The sequence below is a fragment of the Streptomyces sp. NPDC013457 genome (assembly GCF_043089925.1).
Lineage (GTDB): Bacteria > Actinomycetota > Actinomycetes > Streptomycetales > Streptomycetaceae > Streptomyces.
Map to the genome: position 1 here is coordinate 111,357 of NZ_JBICBL010000005.1, position 22,095 is coordinate 133,451.

The following is a 22,095-nucleotide window of genomic DNA, read 5'->3' on the forward strand; positions in this document are numbered from 1 at the left end:
CACGACGTTCACGATCACAGGGTGGTCTCGTTCATTTCCGGCCGAGCCCTCGGTGATCGTTGTCCCAACCCTCTCTTAACCCGGCAGGGCCAGCTCGAACCACACTGTCTTGCCCGTTCTGTCTTGACGGGTCCCCCAGCTCCGAGCGGAACCGGCCACGAGCTGGAGACCGCGACCCCCCTCGTCGTCGGGTCCTGCGGGGCGTTCGGTGGGCGGATCCGGAAGCGGATCAGAGACCTCCACGAGAAGGGCGGGGCGGTGGGCGTCGCCGTCCGGCTCCGGATGGAGGTGGACGAGGCGGACGCCGATGGGGCCGGAGGCATAGCGGAGGGAGTTGGTCACCAGCTCGCTCACCAGGAGGACCGTCAGGTCACCCACCGTCGAGTCGATCCGCCAGGTCCGAAGCGTGTCGCGCACCGCGTGGCGGGCGGTGCGCACGGCATTGGCCTCAGCCGGGAAGTTCCACTCGACGCAGTCGCCATCGGTGTCGATCACTCCCGATCACTTCCCCAACCCATCACCAGAAGGAAGGCCCACGTCCTATTTCGGGGGGTTAATCAGCACATACCCGAATTGAGGGCGCGGTATCGCGGGAGTGGGCCAAGGGGAGCACCGTGGCACGAACGGGTTAAGGCCTCAGCCCCGCGCCCCGTCGGCGGCGACGGGCGGCAGACGCAGCCCGGCCTCGGCGACGGCGGGCCGGTCCTGGTCGAGCCAGTCGACGGAGTCCAGCTCATGACGGGCCAGCCAGCGCAGTTCGTCGTGGTCCTCCAGCGGGCGGGGCTCACCCGAGAGCAGGCGGGCGGTCCACACCCGGAGGACGTAGCCGGGCTTCAGCGGCCACTCGCCCGGGATGCGCTCACCGGGCTCCGTCTCGACGCCGAGTTCCTCGCGCAACTCACGGACCAGCGCGGCTTCGGCGCTCTCGCCCGGCTCCACCTTGCCGCCGGGGAGCTCCCAACGCCCCGCCAGCTCGGCGGGGGCACTGCGGCGCGCGGCCAGCAGACGCCCCCTGTCGTACACGGCGCCGGCGACCACGACCACGTGGTCGGCCACGTGGTCGGAGTGGGGTTCTGTCATGGGCCGGAGCGTATCCCGCGGAGGTCAGACCGCGGGTTGTCCGATCCGCTCCACCCAGTAGAGCTGCTTGTGCCCCCGGTCATCGAGACTGTCGGCGACCTTCTGCGCCTCGTCCCTCGTCGCGTACCGCCCGACCCGATAGCGGTTCCCGTTGTCGTCCTGCCGTATCACCAGCCAGGGCAGGACAGGGCCACTGTCGGTCATCGACCATCTCCCTCCGCCGGTCCGGTCGTCTCTAAGGATCTCCCTGAAATGGCAATCCGCATATGCCCGACCTTACGCCTGACCTTTACACAGCGGATATGAGATTTCACAAAGAGGTACGGATCCGGCCGGGAATTGACGAAGGGCGGCCGAAGATCAGACCCGGGCGGGGGCGCGGGGCGGCCCGGCGCCGACCGACTCCGTCCGGCACGGGTGCCGCGGGCCGCCCCCGGCAGGCTCGGGCGTCGCCGCACGCCTCAGGCCCGACCCGGCCGCGAGGCGACTCCGGCGGGCGCGGGCGCCGGGGCGGCTCCGGCGGGCGCGGGCGCCGGGGCGGCTCCGGCGGGCGCGGGCATCTGGCTGGCTCCGGGCCAGGCGCGGGCGCCGGGGCGGCTCCGTCACGAGGGCAGCCGACCGGGGCCCGCGGCGCTCTCGGGCACGAGGGTCACCGGCACAACGGCAGGCGCGGTTCCTTCAGCGCACCGGGAGGTGGTAGGCGATGCGGTAGCGGTCGGCCGGGACGACGACCTCGGCGGTCTCCACCGCGCGGCCCGAGGCGTAGTACGTCCGCTCGACGACCATCACCACATGGCCGGGGACGCCGCCGAGCGCCAGGAGCTCCTCCGCGAGGCCCGGGCGGGCGCCGACCTCCTCCACCACGTTGTCGACGACGACGTCGATCGCCGCCATGCGCTCCACGACTCCGCAGCCGCCGAGCGGCCCCTCCTCGGGCAGCATCACGGGCGTCCGCCCCGTGACCGCGAGCGGCTCCCAGGAGGTGGAGAGCATCATCGGCTCGCCCCCGTCCCGGTAGACGTAGCGCGTGCGCATCACCCGCTCCCCCGGCTCGATGCCGAGCCGCTCCGCCACGACGGCGCTCGCGTGCTCCTGCTCGCTGCTCGACTCCCAGGTACCGCGCGCCCCGTCCGCCGCCTGCTCCTGCCGGAAGGGATTGGCGCCGGACGGCGGCCGGTACCCGGAGCGGGCGATCCTGCGCGGCACCGGCCGCTCCCGCACATACGTCCCCGAGCCGGAGCGGCCCTCGACGAGTCCCTCTGCCATCAGCACCTTGCGGGCTTCGAGGGCCACGGTGTCCGAGACCCCGTACTCCTCGCGGATGCGCGCCTGCGAGGGGAGTCGGGTATGCGGCGGAAGCGAGCCGTTGGCGATCTTCTCTCGAAGATCGCTCGCCACGCGAAGATAGGCGGGCTGCTCACCGAACGTCACTGGACACTCCCCTCAGGTTGACGGACAGCTACAGCCTGACAACCCTCGGTGGCCACCCGCAAGCATGGGCCAGAGTTTCACCCGAAGTGATGACTTGCCTTTACGCCTGCGCTTACCGCAGGTATGGCCGCCGATTCCCCGCCGGAGTCTTGACCGTAATGGTCCAGACCAATACGTTCCTGTGAGCACAGCTCCCTTCCGGCACACGCACAGGAAACGAGCCCCATGCGTCGTAGAACCCTTTCCCGGCTGACGACCGCCGCCCTCTCCCTCGGCCTCGTGGCCGGACTCGCGCCCGCAGCGGGCGCCGACTCCGCCTCGCACAGCACCAGCCGCCCCTCGTACAAGCGCGTCGGCTACTTCACCCAATGGGGCGTCTACGGACGCGACTTCCAGGTGAAGGATCTGGAGACAAGCGGCACGGCGGCCAAGCTCACCCACATCAACTACGCCTTCGGAAATGTCAGTTCCGACGGCAAGTGCTTCACCGGCAACGTGCCGGGAGAGGCCGACGCGTGGGCCGACTACGTCCGTCCGCTCGACGCGGCCGGCTCCGTGGACGGCGTCGCCGACACCGCCGAGCAGCCTCTCGCCGGCAACTTCAACCAGCTGCGCGAACTCAAGGCGAAGCACCCGGGCCTCAAAGTCCTGATCTCGCTGGGCGGCTGGAGCTGGTCCACCCACTTCTCCGACGCGGCCCGCACCCCCGCGTCCCGCAAGGCCTTCGTCTCCTCCTGCATCGACCTCTACATCAAGGGCAACCTCCCCGTCGACGGAGCCCGTGGCGGCGCGGGAGCCGCCGCGGGTCTCTTCGACGGCATCGACCTCGACTGGGAGTGGCCGGCCTCCGCCGGCGATGTCGACACCGTCTTCCGCCCGGAGGACAAGCAGAACTTCACCGCCCTGGTACGGGAGTTCCGCAGCCAGCTCGACGCCTACGCCACGTCCCGGCAGGGCCACGGCAAGCGCAAGCACTACGAGCTGACCGCCTTCGTGCCGACCGCCCCGGCCAAGATCGACGCGGGCTTCGAAGTCCCGAAGATCATGCGGGACTTCGACTTCGTGAACCTCCAGGGATACGACTTCCACGGCTCCTGGGAGTCCACGACGGCCCAGCAGTCGGCGCTCTTCGCGAAGAGCGGCGACTTCAGCGTCGACCAGACCGTGAACGACTGGCTGCGGCGCGGCGCGCCCGCCCGCAAGCTCGTGGTGGGCATGCCGTTCTACGGCCAGGGCTGGACGGGCGTCACGGGCGGCGGTGACGGGCTCGGACAGCCGGCGACCGGCCCCGCGCCGGGCACCTGGGCGAACGGGAGCGAGGACTACAAGGCCCTGAGGAAGCTCGCGGACTCGGGGACGTACAAGGTGCACCGCGACTGGCGCACCGGCCACGCCTGGCTCTTCGACGGCACGACCCTGTGGACGTACGACGACCCGCAGGTGCTGCGCACCAAGTCGACGTACGTACGCGCCAAGGGGCTCGGCGGCGCGATGTTCTGGTCGCTGGACGGGGACACCCCCGACGGCGAGCTGATCACCGCCGTGGACCGCGGACTCGGCCGCCGCTGACCCACCGGCGCGCAGACCGCCGGCCCGGCGCACAGCGCCGACCCACGGGCGCACCCGCACGCGCGCGTGCACGGGGCCGGGTCCCCTTCGGGAGACCCGGCCCCTGTTCACGCGCACGCCCGACAGGGACGTCTCAGGCGGACGTGCCGGACTCCAGCGTCGCGGCGAGGTCCAGGGCCCTGCGGGCCCCGGACTCCGACTCCCAGTAGGTCCCGTCGTACGCGGCGTCGTAGTGCTCCCAGAAGACGTCCGCGTCGGCGGCCTTCGCCAGCTTGTCCCAATCCTTCGCGGAGGAGTCCAACTCCTTCACCAGCTCGGCGACGCGGGGCGCGGCGGCCGACGACCAGGTGTGGCTTTTCAGGTTCCGGCTCGCCCCGGTGAGGGCGCCGTGGACCTTCCCGGCCCACTCCTTGTTGCCGGCCAGATCCTCGTCCGCGTCCTCCTCCGGCTCCTCGTTCAGCGCGTCGTCGATCGGGTTCATGGTCGTGAGGTAGTGGAGCTGGTGGGCGTCGAGGGTGGTCTTGTCGCTGCGCAGCGAACCCTTGATCGGTTCACCGCCGTCCACGATGAACGCGCAGGTCACGGCACGGTCGCCGGCCCGCCAGCTGGCACGGCTCGGCATGTAGTAGAAGTCGTAGACGTCCTCGGGGAAGGCCCAGCTGTCCAGCGCGTACGCCTTGCCGATGTCCTCGCAGCGCTTCTCCGCGACGCCCTCGATGGAGCTCTCGCCCGGCCACTTGGTGAAGCCGGTGAGCTTGAAGCCGCCGGTGACCTCGCCCTCGTGCGGCCGGTCGCAGGGGACGACCAGGACGTCCGAGGTCTCGGCCTCCATCTCGCCGTCGACGTTGTAGCACTGGCCGGTGCGCAGAGAGAACGCCGAGCTCGAACTCGCCGCCTCCTCCATGCCCTTCTGGAAGCCGCGCCACGCCTCGCCGAAGACTCCGGTGACCAGACCGACGGCCATGACGACGGAGCTGAGCGCGGACAGGATGATGCCCGCGATCGCGAGTCCCTTGCCCGTCTGGTTCCTCTTCCTGATCTGCGGGAGGGCGATCAGGCCGAAGATCAGGCCGAGCGGCGGCAGACAGCACACGACACCGGAGACCAGGGACGCGATGGCCAGACCGTTGGTGGTCTGCTGCGGGGTGGCGTAGGCGGCGGGACCCGCCGCACCCGGGCCGTAGGGCCCGTACGGGGCATAGGGGTTGGCGTTGTACGGCCCCGGCACCACCGGAACCCCGGGAGGCCCGGGAGGAGCCGTCGGAGCGCCCGGGGGAGCCGTCGGGTCCGAAGGCTCCGGGGCGGGCCACGCTCTGTGGGGTGGCTGAGAGTCCTGGGGCGGCTGGGAGGGCTCCACGAGTACGGTGCTCCTGTGCGGGCGGATGATACGAAGGTGCGATCAGGCGCGCGCATCGTACGTGGTCCGGGGGCGGGGGCGGTACAGGGATGACATCTACGGCGATCAGGACACCGGCGGCGTGGAAGGGACTCGCGCTCAACCCGGCCGCTCCCCCCGGCATCCTCCTGCGGCTGCTCGAACCGCCCTACGAGGCGGCCTGGTCGGCCCTCTGCCGCCACCGCCGTGAACTGCCCCCCGAGGTCGTGGACGCGATCGTCGCGCATCCGCACCCCCGCGTACGTGGCGCGCTCGCGCGCAACCCGCATGTGCCCGGAGAGGTGCGGGGCCGGGTCGTCGACGACGAGATGTGGATCGTGCGGGCGCATCTGGCCGACGGGCCGGGGCAGGACGCATGGCCCCGGCACCTGCCCGACCACGTGATCGAGCGGATGTACACGACCTACGACGGTCAGGAACTCAGCTCGCTGCTCTTCTCCCGCCAGGTCCCGTTCCGCTTCCAGCTCGCCACCGCGACCCACCCGGTCGCCGCGATCCGCGCCTACGGGACAGGCGTGTGGCGGCACCTGTCCGAGGAGCGGAGGGCCGCGCTGCTCGCCGACCCGGACCCGGACGTGCGCGCCTCGGCCGAGCGGGCGCTGGCCCGGGTGACGGCGGAGGACGACGCGGAGGAGATGGACCGCTGGCTGCGCACCACGCACCGCCACGGTCACGGCCGCAGTCACGTCCTCGTCAACTGCCGGCTCTCCCGTGCCGTCGTGGACGAGCTGCTCGAGGAGCGCGAGAACGGCGACCTGTGGTGTCTCGCGCACAACTACAGCACCCCGCCGGACGTCGTCGCGCACGTGGCCCGCGTCGGCGACGCCGCGAGCCGCCTGGAGGTCGCCCGGCGCGCCGACCTCCCCCGCGAGCTGGTGGACCTCCTCGCGGCCGACCCGGACCCCGCGGTCCGTACAGCCGTCTCCGTACGGCCCGAGCTGACCGAGGACGAGCGGGCGGCCGTCGACTACGTCGTCGAGCCCCACGAGGTCGTGCAGGTGAGCGCGGACCCCTACCGGGCGCCCCTCTCCCACGCCCGGTCGGCGCACCCCCTGCTGCGCCGCCGTGTCGCGCACAACCCGGAGCTGCCGGCCGAGCTCGTCGCGCTCCTCGCCGCCGACGAGGACCCGGGCGTACGGATCGTCCTCGCGCAGCACCACCCGGAGGCCCCCGCCGAGCTGCTCCTGCGCTGCTATCTGGAGTACCGGGGGATGAACCGCGACCGCCTGCTCGGTCTGCCGCGCTTCCCGGTCGCCGGGCTCGCGGCGCGCTTCGGAAGCGCCGAGGACCCCGCCGTACGCCTGCTGGCCACGCTCGACCCGGGGGCGGACCCGGCGCTCGTGGACGCGCTCACACGCGATCCGGACGCACGCGTGCGTGCCGGGGCGGCCCGCAACCCCGCCCTCCCCTCCGACGTGCTTCTCCGACTCCTCCAGGACGAGGAGCTGTCCAGGGAGGCTGCCGCGAATCCGGCGCTCCCCAGGCAGACCATGGACGCGCTCCTCGACCTTCCCTGACGACGACGGAGGGGCGGCCGCCGAACCCGGCGACCGCCCCTCTCAGGCACCTACGTGCTACTCACCCGCTCAGAACTGGAGCGCCCAGGAGTCGATCTTCCCGGTGTCGTAGTTCGCGTTGTCGCTGACGCGCAGCTTCCACGTGCCGTTCGCGACCTCGGAGGAGGCGTTGACCGTGTAGGTGGTGTTGATGTTGTCGGAGCTGCCGCCGGTGCCGTAGCCCTTCAGCGTGTACGCCGTGCCGTCGGGGGCGATCAGCTGGACCTGAAGGTCACCGATGTAGGTGTGAACGATGTTCACGGGCACCTGGAGGGCGGAGGGGGCGTTGCCCGTGACACCGCTGACGGTGACCGGGGACTCGACGGTCGTGTTGTCGGCGATGGCGAAGTCCGCGGTGTTCTCGAACTTCTTGCCGGGCGGCGGGGTGGTGCCGCCACCGACGAAGAGCAGCCGGTTCGGCGAGCCGGAGCCGGGGTTGCCGACGACGTTGGGGGTGGCGGCGCTCGTCAGCGCGGACGAGACCTGGGCCGGGGTGGCCGACGGGTTGTCCGCGAGCCAGACCGCGGCCGCGCCCGCGACGTGCGGGGTGGCCATCGACGTACCGGAGATGGTGTTGGTGGCGGTGTCGTTCGTGTTCCAGGCCGAGGTGATGGAGGAGCCCGGGGCGAAGATGTCGAGCACGGTGCCGTAGTTGGAGAAGCTGGAGCGGGCGTCGGTGTTGGTCGTGGAGCCGACCGTGATGGCCTCGGAGACGCGCGCCGGCGAGTAGTTGGAGGCGTTGGAGTTGTCGTTGCCCGCGGCCACGGCGTAGGTGACGCCCGACGCGATCGAGTTGCGCACGGCCGTGTCGAGGGCGGAGTCGATGCCGCCGCCGAGGCTCATGTTGGCGACGGCCGGCTTGACGGCGTTCTGGGTGACCCAGTCGATGCCGGCGACGACCTGCGCGGTCGTGCCCGAGCCCTGGTTGTTGAGGACGCGGACGCCGACGATCTTGGCCTTCTTCGCGACACCGTAGGAGGATCCCGCGACGGTGCCGGCGACGTGCGTGCCGTGGCCGTGCCCGTCCTGGGCGACGTTGTCGTTGTCGATCGCGTCGTAGCCGTTGAAGGCCCGGCCGCCGAAGTCGCTGTGGGAGATCCGTACACCGGTGTCGATGATGTACGCCGTGACGCCCTGGCCCGCACTGTCCGGGTAGGTGTAGCTCTGGTTCAGCGGGAGGGCCCGCTGGTCGATCCGGTCCAGGCCCCAGGACGGCGGGGAGGGCTGCGTGCCGTCGACCGTGAAGACGCGGTTCTGCACGACGGAGGCCACCGCGGGGTCGCCGGCGAGCTTCTTCGCCTGCGCCTCGGAGAGCTCGACGTTGTAGCCGTTCAGCGCCGAGGTGTACGTCTTCTTGATCTTCGCGCCGTGCTTGGCCGCGACCGCCCGGCCCTTCGAGGTCTCCGCCGGGGCGGACTCCTTCAGGGTGACGATGTAGCTGCCGTCGATCGTCCCGGGGGCCCCGGCGTTCTGGATCACGCCTTCGGGAGCGGCCTCGGCCGCCGTGGCGGGGAAGGTGGCGGCGGTGCCGAGAGCCAGGGCGGCGACGGCTATGGCACTGGCGGCGGCGAGTCTGCGCCGCGAGTCACGCATCACTGACATGTGAGGGATCCTCCTCATAGGTGGTGCGTTGCTGTGGGGGTACGGCAGGGACATGACAACAAGACGTGAAGTGTCCACGCCGTTCGCACATCCGGCTGCCGAGCGAAAGATTGACGGATCCATAGGAATCCCACAAGAGTCCTGAGCGCCCCGACACACGTGCGCCACACGGCTGACATGCTGGCGCCCATGACGCCGTACGTGTGCCCCCGTTGCCGGCTCCGGTCCCCCGCCGACGCTCTCACCTGGTGTTGTCCGCAGTGCCGCGGCCCCTGGGATCTCGAGTTCACGAGCGCCCCGGTTTCACTCACGTCCCTTGCGTCACGTGTGAATTCATTGTGGCGTTACGAAGAGGCGCTGCCGCTGGCGACCGGGGCGCCACGGGTGACGCTCGGGGAGGGCCGCACTCCGATCGTCCCGCTCACCGACGGGGTCTCGGCCAAACTCGACTTCCTCATGCCGACGTTGTCCTTCAAGGACCGGGGCGCGGTGATGCTCGCCGAGCTCGCCCGCCGCCTCTCCCCGTCCCGTGTCCTCGCCGACAGCAGCGGCAACGCGGGCACGGCGATCGCCGCGTACTGCGCGCGGGCGGGCCTCGACTGCGTCGTCTACGTACCGGAGGGAACGTCCGCCAAGAAGCTCGAGCAGATGCGGGCGCACGGAGCGCACGTGACGGTCGTGCCCGGCGACCGCGAGGCCACGGCGCGGGCGGCCCGGGACGCCGCCGACGAACCGGACACGTTCTACGCCTCGCACGTCTACAACCCGCACTTCCTGCACGGCACGAAGACGTACGTGTACGAGCTCTGGGAGGACCTCGGCGGCAGGCTCCCGGACACCCTCGTCGTCCCGGTCGGCAACGGCACCCTCCTCCTGGGCGCCGCCCTGGCCGTGGAGGAGCTGTACGGCCACGGGCTGATCGACACCCGCCCCGCGCTGATCGCCGTACAGGCGGAGGCGGTGGCTCCGCTGGCCGAGGCGTTCGCGGCGGGGGCGGACGACCTCCTCGAACCGGCGGACGCCCGCCCCACCCTCGCCGAGGGAATCGCCATCCCGAACCCACCACGCGCCGCCCAGATCCTGCGAGCGGTACGGGCGACGGGCGGAACGTTTCTCACGGTGACGGAGGACCAACTCCACTCCGCCCAGGTGGACCTGGCCCGCCGCGGACTCTTCGTCGAGGCGACGGGCGTGGCGTGCTGGGCGGCAGTCCGCGCGTCACCCCCACGTGCGGGCCTGACGGTGCTGCCACTGTGCGGGGCGGGGGCGAAGACGGGGCTGGGTGGGGGGCGGGGGTGAGTGAGGGGCGGGGGTGAGTGAGGGGCGGGGTGAGCGGGGTCCCGGGTCCGAGTCCGGCAGTCCTCACCTTTTCCTTGCGCGGGGTCCTCCCGCCCTGACCAGGTACGGTCACATCCACCGGGTACAACCCACGACCGTGAAGGGCAGTACGTGAGCACGAGTCCCGAGGGCGGGCAGGAGAACGGCGAGGAAGCGGAGTTCTACTTCGCGGACGTCTTCGTCTTCGTCTCCGAGTACCTCGTCCCCATGATCCGCCGCAGGGTGAACGGCTCCTCCGCCACCTGGTGCCCCCGATGGTGGGAGCACCCCGAGGCCGGGGCGCGGCTCAGCTCGATGTGGCTGGCCTGGGAGCATCTGCGCCAGGACCCGGCCCTGGGCATGTCGACGTGGTGGCTGCACCACGCCGACCCTCACCTACGGGTGCTCATGGACACGGACCTGGGTCCGTTCGCGGCCTGCTCGCCCAAGGTGGGCGGGCACACGGCCTACCCCTTCGACCCGCTGCCTCTGGAGCCGTACGACCCCCAGTCGTAGCCCCGGTAGGACATCGGTGGCGGCGCCCGGCCTCAGTCCGTCCAGTACGTGTCGTGCTTGAGGAAGAACTCCGTCCGCTCCTCTTCGGTCATCCCGGCGACCGTCCCGACCTTCTCGAAGTACTCCTCGCGGGGGGCGCCGGGCGCGAAGAGGATCAGGAACGAGGCCGGGTCGTCCGACTCGTTGCGGAAGGCGTGCAGCCCGCCCGTCGGCACGTAGAGGAAGTCGCCCTTCTTCGCGTCGACCCACTGCTTGCCGTCGAAGAGCCGCACGGTCCCGTCGAGGACGAAGAAGCTCTCGGAGATCGTCCGGTGGAAGTGCGTGGCGGGGCCGCCGGCGCGCGGGGTCATGTCGACCTGGTAGAGCCCGAACTCGCCGCCTGTGGAGGCGGTGGTGGCGAGGTAGTGCGTCTGCGTCCCGTTGGCGACGGTGAGGTCCGCCGGGGTACCGACGGGGCGGAAGGAGGCGCTGACCTCACCGTTCTCGCCGTGGTAGCGGTCTGACGGGTAGGACACGATGATCTCCGTTCGTCGCAGACGGCCTCGGCAACGCCCTAGTCGAGCGCTTCCGTCGTGCCGTCCGGGTGGATGAGCAGACGGATCCCGCCGCCGAACCGGTCGTCGGTGATGGTGGCCGCGGCGGGCGCCCCGAACTGCTGGGCGCGCTGCTGGAGGATCGAGATGACGACCTCCTGGATGTCACCGTACGGCGGCGCCGTGACCGGGACACCGTCGATCAGGCCGGCGTTGGGCGAGAAGATACGGACTTCGGCCGCCGGGGGCATGGGCTGCACGACTCGGGTCCTTTCAGGAGTGTTCGGCGAGGTCGTCCCCGGCGAACGGAACGACGGGGGATTCCGCGGGGTCCATGGTGTACGTACCACGCGACACCCGCTGCAGGCGCCCGGACTTGACCAGGGCGGAGAGGACGTTGCTGATCGACTTCGCCGACTCCTGGTACACCTCCGGAGGCAGTGCGAGCAGGACGTCGCGGGCGGTGAACGGCCCGGGGAAGGAGGCGACGGCCCGGTCCACGGCCTGACGCAGACTCGTCGAGGGGTGCAGGGCACGTACCACGGCACCTCCGACGTCCGGGCCCCCGTGGCTGCCGACGGGCGGAACGGAGGTGGGCGCGACAGCGCCGTACGCCGCGATGTGCGCGGCAAGTTCGCGCAGCGCGGACCGGAGATCGGCCAGCAGCGCGCGTCCGGACCTACCCGTGTCGGCTGCGTCCTCCTGCCCGGTCATGAGGACCGACATGACCTCCTCGATCCGTGCGGTCGAGTCGGAGACCCGGCGCAGCAGAGGCTCGAAGAGGTCCTGGCGCAGGGCGGTGATCGGGTCGCTGGTCGCGAGCTCGACGCTGACCGAGCCGACCAACCCGGTGTCCGCCGCAAGGCGGGGAACGTCCTCGGTCAGCTCCGCGCGCCAGGCCTCCAGAGCGAGACGCGCCCGTCGGCACGATGCGGCCAGCTCCGGCGCGAGGCCGGCGGACGGCGCGTGCGCCAGCATGCCGGCGAGCCGCTCGGAGGCTTCGAGCGCGGGCAGCGTGGCGAGCAGCAGCGGCGTGAGGACGGCGTTCTGCACGGCGAGCACGGGATCGTCGAGTGCGAAGGTGATCCGTTCACCTGCCGGCGCCGCCATTGATTCCTCTGCTACGTGATGTGTCTTCTGAGGTGGGACCACCGACCGCGGTCCCGGTCGGCCCTGCGTACGCGGGCGAGAGCTCCGGGAGGTGCGCCCCGGCGCGAACGCGTCCAGTACGGCCTCGAGTTCGGCGTCGAAGCCTTCGCCGAGGCCGACGGCCCCCTGTCGGGGATCCACCGGGGCCGTCAGGTCCCCGTGCGGGGTGCCGATGCCGAGCCGGCGGCGGATGAGCCGGCGGTCCTGCTCGGTGGTGCCGGCGAGGTACCCGCCCGGGTCCGGGCGGAGGACGGAGTCCCGCAGGCACTCCCGCCGGACCGGGCAGGAGGCGCAGAGCTGCCGTGCCGCATGGGCGAGCGCCTGGAGCCGCCGTCCCTGGATGGGCAGCTCGGCCGCGCTGACGGGCGGGTTCTCCAGGAGCGGATGGCGGAAGATGTCCGGCCGGCGGTGGCAGGGCAGTGGAGCGGCGGCCGTGCCTGGCGTTCCGGATATGGTCGCAGAGTGAGTCCTGCGCATGGTGGTGACCATGTAAGTGCCCCCCGTGGCAATTTTTGATACCTGGGGACTCTAGAGCAGTGCAAATGGCGACAGCAAAGCCGTTCCGAACTGTAACCATGTTGCTCAGAACTGATCTGATGTGACATCAGGCTCCCTTGGCACGTCTCGCTACGCGCCGCACGGCCCGGCGGAGCGCCGCTGCGCCCCCGCCCCGGACCATGAGAACGGCGACCACACCGGCGAATCCGAGCGGCACGGCGACCGGGGGCGCGACCGTACCCAGCCCCGCTGCCACGAGGAGGACGACATCGGCGATCACGACGGTGAGCCCGCGCCGCCCGGGATGGTCCTTGACCATCCACGCGCCGAGCAGCGCCATCCCGGCGATCGCCCAGTGCCCGAACACGGCCTGCCCGCTCACCCATCCGGCCGGAATACCCCGGGCGATGTCCGCCACGGCCGCGAGATAGCCCGCGAACGCGGCGGTCACCACCGTCGACCCGATCGCCAGCAGCAACTGACCGCGCTTGCGCAGCAGGAACACCAGCAGGCCGAGCACCAGGAGCGCGCAGATCGTGACGAACGAGCTCATCGAGGAGGAGGCGAGGATGAAGAGCGTGTACGCCCCGGCGATCCCGAAGACGAGCCTGGGCAGCAGCCGGACGGCCCAGGCGTCGCTCTTCTCCTGCCGGACAAGGCGCCGCACGGCCTCGACGACCGAGTCGGTACGTGACATGAACGGTCCTCCTATCGGGGCATGCGGTTGTCGTCACCCGGCGGCCGCTGCGGGGGCAGCTGCGGCGGGTTCGGCTGCGCGGGCTGCTGCGTCACCGGCTGCTGCATCGGCTGCGTACGGGCCGGCCGGGGCGTCTCGGCCGGCGGTGCGGCCTGCTGCGGCACGCCCTGCTGGGGCGTAGGTGCGGCGGTGGGCGTCGGGTTGGCGGCCGGGGGCGGAGTGGTGTTGCCCTGGCTGACCCGGCCGGTACGGCGGGCTCCCTGCGACGCAGGCGACTGGTCCGACGCGTTCGCCTCGCGCTCCTTGGTCCTCTCCTCCGCCTGCTTGAACGAGTCGTTGTGAATCACCCGGGCCTCGCGCTCGGTCTTGCGCTGGCGTCGAGCAGAGTTGTTCTGCGGGATCCAACCACCCTTGCGCAGGCGTCCCTTGAGCAGAGCGTTGTCCATACCACGGGCGACGCTACCGGCGACGCGTCCCGTGCCCTTGGCGGCAGTCTGACCGACGGAGCCGACCATCGGCACGGCCTTCCCGGCGACGGCACCCGGCATGTCCCCGACGCCCAGGTCGGCGGCGCCGGCGATCTTCGGGCTGAACTCCCCGCTGATGAGGCGCTTGAGCATCATCACGACGGCGACGGTGACGAGGAGGAGCATGAGGAGCTGCATGCCCAGGGGAATCCGGGCGGGCAGGATCATCTGGTAGAGCAGGAGCAGGACGGTCAGGATGATGCCGAAGCCGGCTCGCAGCACGAAGCTGTGGATGAACGTCTGCAGCCAGCCCTTGAGCAGCTTCTGCTGGGAAGGGTGGATGCCGAGCGTGGCGACCAGCGGGAGCAGAATGATGAGGATCAGGGTCACCGCGTGCCAGAGCAGCGTGAGGGCGCTGAGCACGATGACCATGATGCCGACGATGAGGGCGGCGACGAGGGAGTAGAAGGCGAGCCCGACCCGGCCCCCGGCGTTGCGACCTGCCCAGTCATTGAAGGGAACCGGGTAGACGTGTTGGTCGGCGACGCGAGGGGTCTTGTCCGGATAGCCCAGTCCGTAGCCGCCCGCGACGTCGATCCGGATGGGCATCCACTGCTCTACCTCCTTGTCGATGTCCTTTCTGTCCCCCTGGAGCGGGTACTGGTCGAAGTTCGTCGTCGACTGCGACACGGCCTGCTTGACCCGGAGGTCCTCGCAGCGCACCCCCTTTCCGAAGTCACATTCGCCCTTGGCGCTGCCGAGGTCGCACACGCCCTTGTTGACCTTGGCCCCGCCGTCCTTCCGGAAAATGCAGTTCGCGCCGCTCTCGCCGAACTGCCCGAGGGCCCACGGCCGGAAGACGAGGGTGTCGTACATCGCGCAGCTGGAGGACCGGAGTCCTCGGTTGTACTCCTCCGTGTCGGCGAGGTCACAGGGCGGCTGCATCTTGCCGGAGACGCCCGCCAGGACCACCTCGGCCAGCCTCGAGTTGAAGTCGGCGATGCCGGAGTCGGCCTGGTTGATGAACTTGTTGTAGTTGCTGTTGTCGCCACCACCGGCGAGAAGGGCGATGACGGCGATGGTCGTCAGACAGGCCCATCCGACACCTGACCAGACCTCACGCATCTCCTGCTTGCGCCATTTGGTGAACACCCAGATACCGGTGAGAAGGATCATGACGGGCACCGCCGGGCGGAAGACGTTGTCCTCCAGCGTCGTCACGGCGTTGTTGCGCCCCTCATAGAGGCCTTTGAGGGGGCTGGGGTTGGATGCCAGTTCCTTGATGGAGATGGCCGAGCGCGAGAGGATCTTCGTACCGTTGAAGACCATGTTGGCCACGCCGTTGTTGACGAAGTCCATGACCGAGCACTTGTCGGCACCGGTGTCGTCCTCGCCGTTCTTGCGAGAGGCGTCGCCCCGGCCCTTGAAGGTGGTCGTCCAGACCATCCCCCGCATACCGTTCATCTCGTAGAACGTGTACCTGTCGGGGGAGTTGGGCATCTTGACGGCGCCTGTGATCATCCCCGACGTGTCGTTGATGTCCTCACCGGTCTGACCCGAGTCCGACCACTGCTGGACCGCCGGAATGATGGACTCACCGCTCGCACCCGGGCTGTCGTGGCTGTATCCGTCGTCCCCCGTGATCTTGCAGCTCAGGTTGAGGTCGATGGCCTGCGCCGTGCTCGGGACGGAGAACGTCAGCGCGAACAGCGCGAGAACCAGGAACAGGCCGGCTCTGACGAACCGTCCGGCACCGCGCACCAGTCTGCCCGGTGAACGGGGAACGGTACGGGTTCCGCGTGACATGGCCCTACGGCGCACGGGTATCGATTTCCTTCCGGGGGTCCGGGATTCCGGAGCGGTAGCGGCTACGCGTTGTGGTTGGTGGTGAAGCAACCCTTGACCTGGCTGTCGTGGACCTCGTAGCCGCTGGGCACGCTGTCGCGCTTGCCCTGGTTGCACGACAACGTCAGCAGACCGCCCTGATTCAGCGTCGCGCCGAAGCCGTCACTCTCGCCGGCGAGGGCGAAGTTCTGACCGACCGTGAAGCTGCCGCCGCCCTTGGCCAAGGACTCCTGGAACTTGGTCATGTCACCGATGAGCAGCACCGTGACGGAGCTGCCCCCACTGTCGAAGCAGACAGCTCGCTCCTTGATGCCCCAGGCGGGATCCTCCGCCTCGTCCTTCATGTAGGTGTGCCCCTCGCGGCTCGACTCCAGCGGACTGCAGTCCTCTCCGCGCTCCTGGACGGCCTTCTGGACGTCCGCCATGGTCTCCGCCTTCGGCAGACTGCTCAGGCCACCACCGGCGGCCGCGTCGCCACCCTCGTCACTCCCGCCGCAGCCCGTCAGGGTCGCGAGCGCGACGAGCGCGACGGCTCCGGCAGCGAGGTTCTTGGTCAGACGCATCGGGATGCTCCTCGGGGTCGATTCGGTCGATTCGGGTGGCCGGGCAGGTCAGACCGCGGCCGACGCTTCCTGCACGGGCGTCGGGTCCGGGTCGTCGACCTCCTGGAGGAACGTCCAGTCCCACACGCTCAGTGGCGGGTTCACGCCCTGCCTCGACGGGCGGGTCGTGCCGTTGGTGTCCGTGGCGGCGAGGATCTCCTTGAAGACCAGGTCCACCGCCACCGTCCCGACACGCTTGTCGGCGTCGCGCTGGAGGCAGACACCCGTGCGGAGTTCCTGGAGCGCCGCCACCACCTTCGCGTCCGACTCCGGACGGCCCAGCAACGGTGCCACGAGGGACGCCTCCTGGGCGGACTTCTGCTTGAACGCGAACACCGTGTGAATCTGGTTCGCGCCACCGCTGCGCGCCTCGGAGTCCTCGATCTGGACCAGGTCGATCGCCTGCTGCGTGATCAGCACGGTGACCGCCAGGTACGAACGGCCCTGCTTGAGCGCCCGTCGCATCAGGTCCCGGCCGCTCTCCGTCGCCGTGACGACGTACGCCTCGTCGACGAACAGCGCCTTCGGACGGAGCCCGATCTCACCCGTCACCGGATTCTTCTCGTACCCGACGTCGAGCATCTGGCTGCCGAGCTCGACGACCGCCATCAGCGCGGTCGCCGCGAGCCGCTCGGCCGGGTTCCAGTTGCGGGGGTCGGAGGCCGCCGGCGACTGGAAGCCTCGCAGCGTGATGACCGTACGGCGCTTGCGCATCGCTGACAGCGTCTGCGGCTTCTCCGCGAACGCGAGTCGCGCGTACGGCAGCGTCCGCAGCTCCGTCAGCAGCATCTGTGCCAGCTTCAGGTCCTTCGCCGCCTCGCGGTCGTTCGTCGCGAGGGCGTGCTCGTACGCCCGCACCACCTCGTCGACGACGTTCCACAGCGTCGGCCTCGGCACCTGCGCCTCGGCGTCCCGGGCGCTCAGGCCCTGCTCGGTCGCCTGTCGGATCGCCGAGTTGTACCAGCCGACGACCGTCGCCATCGCCTCGATGACGGGCAGACGCACGCGCTGGTAGTCCTCGTCACCGAGGAAGCCCCGCAGCATCGACTCGGCCAACAGCCGGCCCGACGGCACGTCGCGCGCGATCACCCACGGGTCGAGCACGCCCGCCTGGCCCTTGAGAAGGTCGACGACCTCCGTCTCCGCCCAGAACTCCGGGTTGACCGGCTGGAACCGGCTCTCCGGCGTCCCCAGCACGCCCCGCTCCGCGTCCGACGCGAAATCGGGGTCGTTCACCTGGGCGCCGTAGCCCAGGTAGTAGCAGAGCTGCGCGAAGTCGGTCTTCGGGTCGATGACCAGGCAGCGGACGCCCGACTCCGACTCCTCGTAGAACTTCTGCAGCGCCAGCGAGGACTTTCCACCACCGGACGCGCCGACGATGGCGAGGCCACCGCCGTCGTTACGGGCGGGGCCCACGTGCAGCGAGTAGTGGACCGGCATCTTGCCCGCCCAGCCGACCAGGTTGCCCACCCAGCCCAGCTTCTTGCCGGACCGCTGCTCGGGGTTGTCGCCCAGCTCCGTACCGGCCGTCGGCAGCCCGGCGCCGAGCTGCTCCACCTCCTGCAGCCGCAGGTACGGCGCGATCGGCAGCTTCGGCGCGTTGCCCGGCAGCTGCGACTGGAGCAGCCGCCACTGCTGACGCGTCGGGCGCAGCAGCGTCACCTTCAGGTCCTGCTTGAACTGCATCTCCAGGATGCGGCGCCGCCGCTCCAGCTCCGTCGGATCGGACGCGGAGATGGTGAAGCGGATCTGCGCCTCCATCCCCGGCATCTTGTGCTCCTCGATGTCGTCCACGAGGTGCTGGGCACGGGTGACCTGGTTGGCGAGCCGGGTGTCCGGGGAACGGCCCGAGTTGGCCATGTCGTTCATCTCGTCGACCAGGTTGCCGCTCATCTTCCCGGCGCGGTCCTTGAACTTCAGGTACGGGATGAGCGTGAAGCGCATGTCGATCTCGACCGGGAACTCCACGTTCTGCGCCGCGTACCGCGCCCAGGCGGTCGACTGCCGGAACCGGGTCTCCGTAGGCCAGTTGGCGGCGACCAGCGTCGTCGTGTAGCTGGTGTGCTGCTCGCCGGTGACCTCGTCGTACTGGTGCAGCACGATGTGCGTCTTGCGGTTCTCGCCGGAGAAGTCGACCACCAGGTCGAACTGGTCCGGACCCCAGGACCGCGAGCCGAGCACCGGCTCGGGCGGCACCGGCAGGTCGCCGTGGAGCGGCTTGCGGATCAGCCAGACCAGCTCCTCGCGGGCCAGCGGCGCTCCGCCGAGGCTCTCCAGGCTCTCGTGCACCTCGCGCGCGACCTGCGTCCACTGGGCCAGCAGGACCGGCGACAGGTACTCCCCGTGCACACCGGTCGCGGCGGCCGCGGCCTTGTCGGCCGTACCCGTCAGGGCTCGGGACAGGGCGAGGTCCTCGACCGGGTCGTCCCCGCCGGGCAGCACACCGCTGCCGTCGCCGGAGCCGCGCTTGAGCGAGCCCAGCTTGACCAGGAGGATGTTCCGCTCGCGCATCGCGCCGATGCGCTCCTGGTACTCGGCCTTGCGGAAGTTGTACGCCTTGTAGTTCTCGGTCGGGTCCCAGGCGACGGCGTTGAGCTCCTCGGCCCAGCCGACGGCGGTGATCGGCCGGTACACCTTGCGGTAGTGGCACTCGACGTTCCGGTCGCCGCGCGCGAGGTTGAGCAGCGCACGGGCCGGCGCCTCGGCCATGGCCTGGAGCTCGGTGGCGTTCAGGTACTCGTCGATCGAGGTGGGCAGGACGATGCCGGTCCACACCGAGTCGCCGTGCACGAAGATCATGTCGTCGGCGTAGCGGTACGGCAGCCGCATCTCCTCGCGCCGGGTCTTCGCCCGGTCGCCCTGCGACTTCCCCCGGTTGCCGGAGCCGGAGCCCCGCTTTCCGTCGCCCTGGCCGCCGTTGGCGGCCTTGGTCTTGGAGGAGGAGGCGGCCATGATCATGGCGATCACGAAGAAGGCGACCGCCCCGCCCAGAAGGATCATCATGAACATGGAAGGGTCATCCTGCGGTCTCGGAGGAGGGTGAGCTTGCGGTGGGTACGGCTGACGGCGCGGGGATCACCGGGCCCGTTCCGGCGTACGACGATCCGTGGCGCGCCGCCTCGGCGAGCGCCTGCTCGTAACTCTGCTGCCAGCGCCGCGAACCCGGCTGCCAGAGGATCACCTGCCAGTGCAGCTGCTCCGGCTCACGGTCGGCGGCCAGGCCCTGCAGCCGCTTGGGCTGCCACCAGTAGTCGGCCCAGACAACCAGCTGCTGGCTGAGGGTGAGGGCGGAGGGGAGCGGCCGGCCCCAGACGAAATAGACGCCGACAGGCGGTCCCAAGTAGAGCACCGCCGTCATCACCGACATGCCGAGGATGGGCACGAAGGCGGAGAGGGAGAGCAACGCCACCATCCACACCACACCGAAGCCGAACGCCGCGCCGAGCGCGGGCAGCAGCAGTCCGGGAAGCGGGATGTTGCCCCAGTTCCAGATGCGCTTGGGACGGTTGAGCAGATCCGTGTGGTCGTAGGCGACCATCGGCTCCGGCTCGCCGTTCACTTCCTGCGCCATGGGTCACTCCCCCTCTCTCGTCGGCTGTGGCCCATCCGGCGGCCGGGACCGCACGGTCCCGGCCGAGTGGCTCAGTTGCCGTCGCCGCCGACCTGCTTGCCGAGTTCGATGAGCACACCGGCAAGACCGGTCGCGCCACCGATGATCAGGGCTGCCAGCGCGATCATGCCGAAGCCCTGGAAGGCCTCGCGCATGCCGTCGCCGCGCTTCATGGACAGCAGCATCCGGATGCCGAGGATGAGCAGGGCGATCACCGCGACCATCGTTCCGATGGTCGTGAGGATCTCCTGGATCTCGCCGAACATGCCCTCCAGCGAGGTCGCTGCCAGGTACATGGGGTGTCCTTTCGGTTCTGGGGGTCGTGAGAGGAAGAGCGGGAAAGTCGGAAGGGTCCGGCAAGAGGCGGGCCGCGCCCGGGAAGACGGCTCCCGGAGAGCCACGCCCCGTCAGGGCTTGGGCGGCTGGGGCTTGCCGGCGGCCGGCTTGCTGGCCGGCTTCGTGGCGGGTGGCTTGGCCGCGCCGGTCGCGGGCGGCGGAGTGGCGGTACCGCCGGCCGGTGGGGTCTGCTGCCCGGGCGCCGGCGTGGCGCTCGGGGCGTCGGTAGAGGCGTCACCCTGCCCGCCAGCCGGGTCGAGGATCGCGCCGCGGATGTCCTTGATGAACCAGCCCTGCGCGGTGTTCACGACGGTCAGCCGATAGGAGCGCTTGACCTGCGGGGTGGTCTCCTGGCCAGGCGTGCCTTCGGCACCTGCACCTGCCCCGCCCCAGACGACCATCACCCGCACCGGCACGGACTGCCCGTACTTGTACGTGATCGCGCCGCTGTCGTCCGTACCGGCCGGGGCCAGCGCCTCGACCGTCTGGACCTGGGGCGCGGACAGCGCGCCGGCCAGCCCGGAGGTGGCGGCGGGCGTGGCGTCGGGTGCCGTGAACCGGGACATCGAGGTGGTGTCGGAGGCACCCCAGGCCGTGAAGTAGCCGGGCAGGACCTGCGCCTTGAGCTGGTCCGAGAGCGCGTCGTCGACGATCTCGTCGCCCCGGTCCACCTCGGGCGCGGTGCCGCGGCCGGGCAACGGCATCTCGCCGACGTCGCCGACGACCCGCAGCCCCGAGCCGGCCGCGAGATTCGCGACGTACACAGGCACGGAGACGGTGGTGACCCGTCCGGTCGAGAGAGTGACCTGCACGCCGAAGTAGCGGCCGTTCTTCCCGTACTCGGGCAGGTCCTCGACGCTGCCGTCCCAGACGGCGCCGGTCACGCTCTGCGTGCCCTGACCGTTCCAACCGCAGTCGCGGTCCACCCCGGACGTGGCGTAGCGCGCCAGCTCGTCGCGGCGCTGCTCTGCCGTCTTCGGGTCGTACGTCAGACAGAGCGTCGCGTACTTCTCCGCGAACGTCCCCGCCGCCTGGGTGGGGAACTCGGTGAGCCGGTACTTCTGGACGTCCTTCTTGCCGAGCGCGGCCGTCGGCGCACTGGAGGACTTCCCGATCGCCAGGCCGACGACCCCGCACGAACCGAGCGCGAATGCGCAGGTGGTGAAGAGCAGGGTGGCGCGGAGGGCGACGTGGGTACCGCGGCCCGTCGCGGGCAGCCGGCCACCGGGGCGGGGTACGTCGAACCCGGCACGCGCGGAGGACGGCGAGACTGACGCGGGGGGTGCGGCGTTCCCGGCGCCCGCGGGGGCTGCGGCACCGACGGGCGCGGCGGTGCCTACCGGTGCGGCGGCGCCGGGCGCGGGTGCCAGTGCCGGTACTCCACCGCGCTTACGGCTCTCCCGCTCGGCCTTCTTCGCCTCGTACGCGGCCTTCCGCTCGGCCCTGGCCTGCTCGCGGCGGTCCTTCTTGTTCTGCTTCGCGGCGTCCGAGGACGAGCCCTGGCGAGGCGGAAGGGCCGGTACGGCGGCTTGGGCGGGCGGTACGGCCGCCTGCGGGGCGCGTCGCGTCCACGCGGCGGCGACCTGGGCACGGGCGGCCTCGGACGCCATCGGCGGCTGGGCCGTGACAGGAGTGGCGGGCGCGGCCGGAGCGTGCACCGCCGGGTATCCGTACGGCGCCTGGCCCTGTGCCTGCTGGTGCTGCTGTGCCTGCTGATGCTGGCCCGGCGCCTGCTGAGGCTGCTGGGTCTGCTGCTGCTGTTGCTGCTGCGGTGCGTGCGGCTGCTGTCCGGCGGCCGTGTGCGGCGGCCCGAACTGGCCCGGCTGCGCGGGCGGTTGGCTCTCGCCGGCACCACCGGCGGGACTGCTGTGGTCCGTCATCGGCTCGGTCT

General features: G+C 70.6%; 20 protein-coding genes. 4 read left to right on the forward strand and 16 right to left on the reverse strand.

What is annotated here, in order from left to right:
* Positions 1 to 75 precede the first annotated feature (75 nt).
* From ACF1G2_RS14990 to ACF1G2_RS15005, 4 genes are all read right to left on the reverse strand, one after another.
* Positions 76 to 495: an ATP-binding protein gene (locus ACF1G2_RS14990; protein WP_391798667.1), complete on the reverse strand. Its 420-nt coding sequence runs from the start codon at positions 493 to 495 to the stop codon at positions 76 to 78.
* 141 nt (positions 496 to 636) lie between these two features.
* Positions 637 to 1,080, reverse strand: a complete 444-nt coding sequence (locus tag ACF1G2_RS14995; RefSeq protein ID WP_391798668.1) for a (deoxy)nucleoside triphosphate pyrophosphohydrolase — start codon at positions 1,078 to 1,080, stop codon at positions 637 to 639.
* A gap of 24 nt (positions 1,081 to 1,104) precedes the next feature.
* Positions 1,105 to 1,284 (reverse strand): SPOR domain-containing protein, encoded by a 180-nt coding sequence (locus tag ACF1G2_RS15000; RefSeq protein WP_352192255.1) that lies wholly within the window; start codon positions 1,282 to 1,284, stop codon positions 1,105 to 1,107.
* A 474-nt stretch (positions 1,285 to 1,758) separates the two neighbouring features.
* Positions 1,759 to 2,511 carry a GntR family transcriptional regulator gene (locus tag ACF1G2_RS15005; protein ID WP_391798669.1) on the reverse strand — a complete coding sequence of 251 codons (753 nt, stop codon included), beginning with the start codon at positions 2,509 to 2,511 and terminating at the stop codon, positions 1,759 to 1,761.
* A 225-nt stretch (positions 2,512 to 2,736) separates the two neighbouring features.
* Here ACF1G2_RS15005 and ACF1G2_RS15010 point away from each other — a divergent pair, with 225 nt between their 5' ends.
* Positions 2,737 to 4,080: a glycoside hydrolase family 18 protein gene (locus ACF1G2_RS15010; protein WP_391798670.1), complete on the forward strand. Its 1,344-nt coding sequence runs from the start codon at positions 2,737 to 2,739 to the stop codon at positions 4,078 to 4,080.
* A gap of 133 nt (positions 4,081 to 4,213) precedes the next feature.
* On the opposite strand, the gene ACF1G2_RS15015 is transcribed toward ACF1G2_RS15010, so the two are convergent.
* Complete coding sequence (locus ACF1G2_RS15015) at positions 4,214 to 5,308, reverse strand: DUF4190 domain-containing protein (RefSeq protein ID WP_391798671.1); 1,095 nt, start codon at positions 5,306 to 5,308, stop codon at positions 4,214 to 4,216.
* A 218-nt stretch (positions 5,309 to 5,526) separates the two neighbouring features.
* On the opposite strand from ACF1G2_RS15015, the gene ACF1G2_RS15020 reads away from it, so the two are divergent.
* A complete protein-coding gene (locus tag ACF1G2_RS15020; RefSeq protein WP_391798672.1) occupies positions 5,527 to 6,993 on the forward strand; it encodes a translation initiation factor 2 in 1,467 nt (488 codons plus the stop codon).
* 69 nt (positions 6,994 to 7,062) lie between these two features.
* Here the strand turns inward: ACF1G2_RS15020 and ACF1G2_RS15025 are convergent, their stop codons facing one another.
* Positions 7,063 to 8,634 carry a S8 family serine peptidase gene (locus ACF1G2_RS15025; RefSeq protein WP_391798673.1) on the reverse strand — a complete coding sequence of 524 codons (1,572 nt, stop codon included), beginning with the start codon at positions 8,632 to 8,634 and terminating at the stop codon, positions 7,063 to 7,065.
* A gap of 177 nt (positions 8,635 to 8,811) precedes the next feature.
* Between ACF1G2_RS15025 and ACF1G2_RS15030 the strand changes: the two genes are divergently transcribed.
* Both ACF1G2_RS15030 and ACF1G2_RS15035 read left to right on the forward strand, forming a co-directional pair.
* Positions 8,812 to 9,933 carry a threonine synthase gene (locus tag ACF1G2_RS15030; RefSeq protein ID WP_391798674.1) on the forward strand — a complete coding sequence of 374 codons (1,122 nt, stop codon included), beginning with the start codon at positions 8,812 to 8,814 and terminating at the stop codon, positions 9,931 to 9,933.
* A 150-nt stretch (positions 9,934 to 10,083) separates the two neighbouring features.
* Entirely contained in the window at positions 10,084 to 10,467 is a 384-nt protein-coding gene (locus ACF1G2_RS15035) for a DUF4913 domain-containing protein (RefSeq protein WP_391798675.1), read from the forward strand.
* A gap of 32 nt (positions 10,468 to 10,499) precedes the next feature.
* Here ACF1G2_RS15035 and ACF1G2_RS15040 read toward each other — a convergent pair whose 3' ends face one another.
* The 10 genes from ACF1G2_RS15040 to ACF1G2_RS15085 all read right to left on the reverse strand — a co-directional run bounded on the left by ACF1G2_RS15040 (position 10,500) and on the right by ACF1G2_RS15085 (position 22,084).
* Positions 10,500 to 10,988, reverse strand: coding sequence for a cupin domain-containing protein (locus ACF1G2_RS15040; protein WP_391799029.1), 489 nt, complete (start codon positions 10,986 to 10,988; stop codon positions 10,500 to 10,502).
* Between the two features lie 32 nt (positions 10,989 to 11,020).
* On the reverse strand, positions 11,021 to 11,251 hold the full coding sequence (locus tag ACF1G2_RS15045; RefSeq protein WP_383571234.1) for a hypothetical protein: 231 nt from the start codon (positions 11,249 to 11,251) through the stop codon (positions 11,021 to 11,023).
* A 22-nt stretch (positions 11,252 to 11,273) separates the two neighbouring features.
* Positions 11,274 to 12,626 carry a WhiB family transcriptional regulator gene (locus ACF1G2_RS15050; RefSeq protein WP_391798676.1) on the reverse strand — a complete coding sequence of 451 codons (1,353 nt, stop codon included), beginning with the start codon at positions 12,624 to 12,626 and terminating at the stop codon, positions 11,274 to 11,276.
* Positions 12,627 to 12,753: 127 nt separating this feature from the next.
* Entirely contained in the window at positions 12,754 to 13,344 is a 591-nt protein-coding gene (locus tag ACF1G2_RS15055) for a hypothetical protein (RefSeq protein ID WP_391798677.1), read from the reverse strand.
* Positions 13,345 to 13,355: 11 nt separating this feature from the next.
* Positions 13,356 to 15,617, reverse strand: a complete 2,262-nt coding sequence (locus ACF1G2_RS15060; protein ID WP_391798678.1) for a hypothetical protein — start codon at positions 15,615 to 15,617, stop codon at positions 13,356 to 13,358.
* Positions 15,618 to 15,679: 62 nt separating this feature from the next.
* Positions 15,680 to 16,219: a hypothetical protein gene (locus tag ACF1G2_RS15065; RefSeq protein ID WP_391798679.1), complete on the reverse strand. Its 540-nt coding sequence runs from the start codon at positions 16,217 to 16,219 to the stop codon at positions 15,680 to 15,682.
* 48 nt (positions 16,220 to 16,267) lie between these two features.
* Positions 16,268 to 19,267 (reverse strand): ATP-binding protein, encoded by a 3,000-nt coding sequence (locus tag ACF1G2_RS15070; protein ID WP_391798680.1) that lies wholly within the window; start codon positions 19,265 to 19,267, stop codon positions 16,268 to 16,270.
* 7 nt (positions 19,268 to 19,274) lie between these two features.
* On the reverse strand, positions 19,275 to 19,829 hold the full coding sequence (locus ACF1G2_RS15075; protein ID WP_391798681.1) for a hypothetical protein: 555 nt from the start codon (positions 19,827 to 19,829) through the stop codon (positions 19,275 to 19,277).
* A 71-nt stretch (positions 19,830 to 19,900) separates the two neighbouring features.
* Positions 19,901 to 20,164, reverse strand: coding sequence for a TrbC/VirB2 family protein (locus tag ACF1G2_RS15080; protein ID WP_391798682.1), 264 nt, complete (start codon positions 20,162 to 20,164; stop codon positions 19,901 to 19,903).
* Positions 20,165 to 20,275: 111 nt separating this feature from the next.
* Entirely contained in the window at positions 20,276 to 22,084 is a 1,809-nt protein-coding gene (locus tag ACF1G2_RS15085; protein ID WP_391798683.1) for a conjugal transfer protein, read from the reverse strand.
* Positions 22,085 to 22,095: the final 11 nt, after the last annotated feature.

Bases quoted from the DNA above. Each gene is read 5' to 3' on its own strand.
- ACF1G2_RS14995 (WP_391798668.1), bottom strand. From the start codon at position 1,080: ATGACAGAACCCCACTCCGACCACGTGGCCGACCACGTGGTCGTGGTC.
- ACF1G2_RS15000 (WP_352192255.1), bottom strand. From the start codon at position 1,284: ATGACCGACAGTGGCCCTGTCCTGCCCTGGCTGGTGATACGGCAGGAC.
- ACF1G2_RS15010 (WP_391798670.1), top strand. From the start codon at position 2,737: ATGCGTCGTAGAACCCTTTCCCGGCTGACGACCGCCGCCCTCTCCCTC.
- ACF1G2_RS15020 (WP_391798672.1), top strand. From the start codon at position 5,527: ATGACATCTACGGCGATCAGGACACCGGCGGCGTGGAAGGGACTCGCG.
- ACF1G2_RS15025 (WP_391798673.1), bottom strand. From the start codon at position 8,634: ATGTCAGTGATGCGTGACTCGCGGCGCAGACTCGCCGCCGCCAGTGCC.
- ACF1G2_RS15030 (WP_391798674.1), top strand. From the start codon at position 8,812: ATGCTGGCGCCCATGACGCCGTACGTGTGCCCCCGTTGCCGGCTCCGG.
- ACF1G2_RS15045 (WP_383571234.1), bottom strand. From the start codon at position 11,251: ATGCCCCCGGCGGCCGAAGTCCGTATCTTCTCGCCCAACGCCGGCCTG.
- ACF1G2_RS15050 (WP_391798676.1), bottom strand. From the start codon at position 12,626: ATGCGCAGGACTCACTCTGCGACCATATCCGGAACGCCAGGCACGGCC.
- ACF1G2_RS15055 (WP_391798677.1), bottom strand. From the start codon at position 13,344: ATGTCACGTACCGACTCGGTCGTCGAGGCCGTGCGGCGCCTTGTCCGG.
- ACF1G2_RS15060 (WP_391798678.1), bottom strand. From the start codon at position 15,617: ATGTCACGCGGAACCCGTACCGTTCCCCGTTCACCGGGCAGACTGGTG.
- ACF1G2_RS15065 (WP_391798679.1), bottom strand. From the start codon at position 16,219: ATGCGTCTGACCAAGAACCTCGCTGCCGGAGCCGTCGCGCTCGTCGCG.
- ACF1G2_RS15070 (WP_391798680.1), bottom strand. From the start codon at position 19,267: ATGTTCATGATGATCCTTCTGGGCGGGGCGGTCGCCTTCTTCGTGATC.
- ACF1G2_RS15075 (WP_391798681.1), bottom strand. From the start codon at position 19,829: ATGGCGCAGGAAGTGAACGGCGAGCCGGAGCCGATGGTCGCCTACGAC.
- ACF1G2_RS15080 (WP_391798682.1), bottom strand. From the start codon at position 20,164: ATGTACCTGGCAGCGACCTCGCTGGAGGGCATGTTCGGCGAGATCCAG.
- ACF1G2_RS15085 (WP_391798683.1), bottom strand. From the start codon at position 22,084: ATGACGGACCACAGCAGTCCCGCCGGTGGTGCCGGCGAGAGCCAACCG.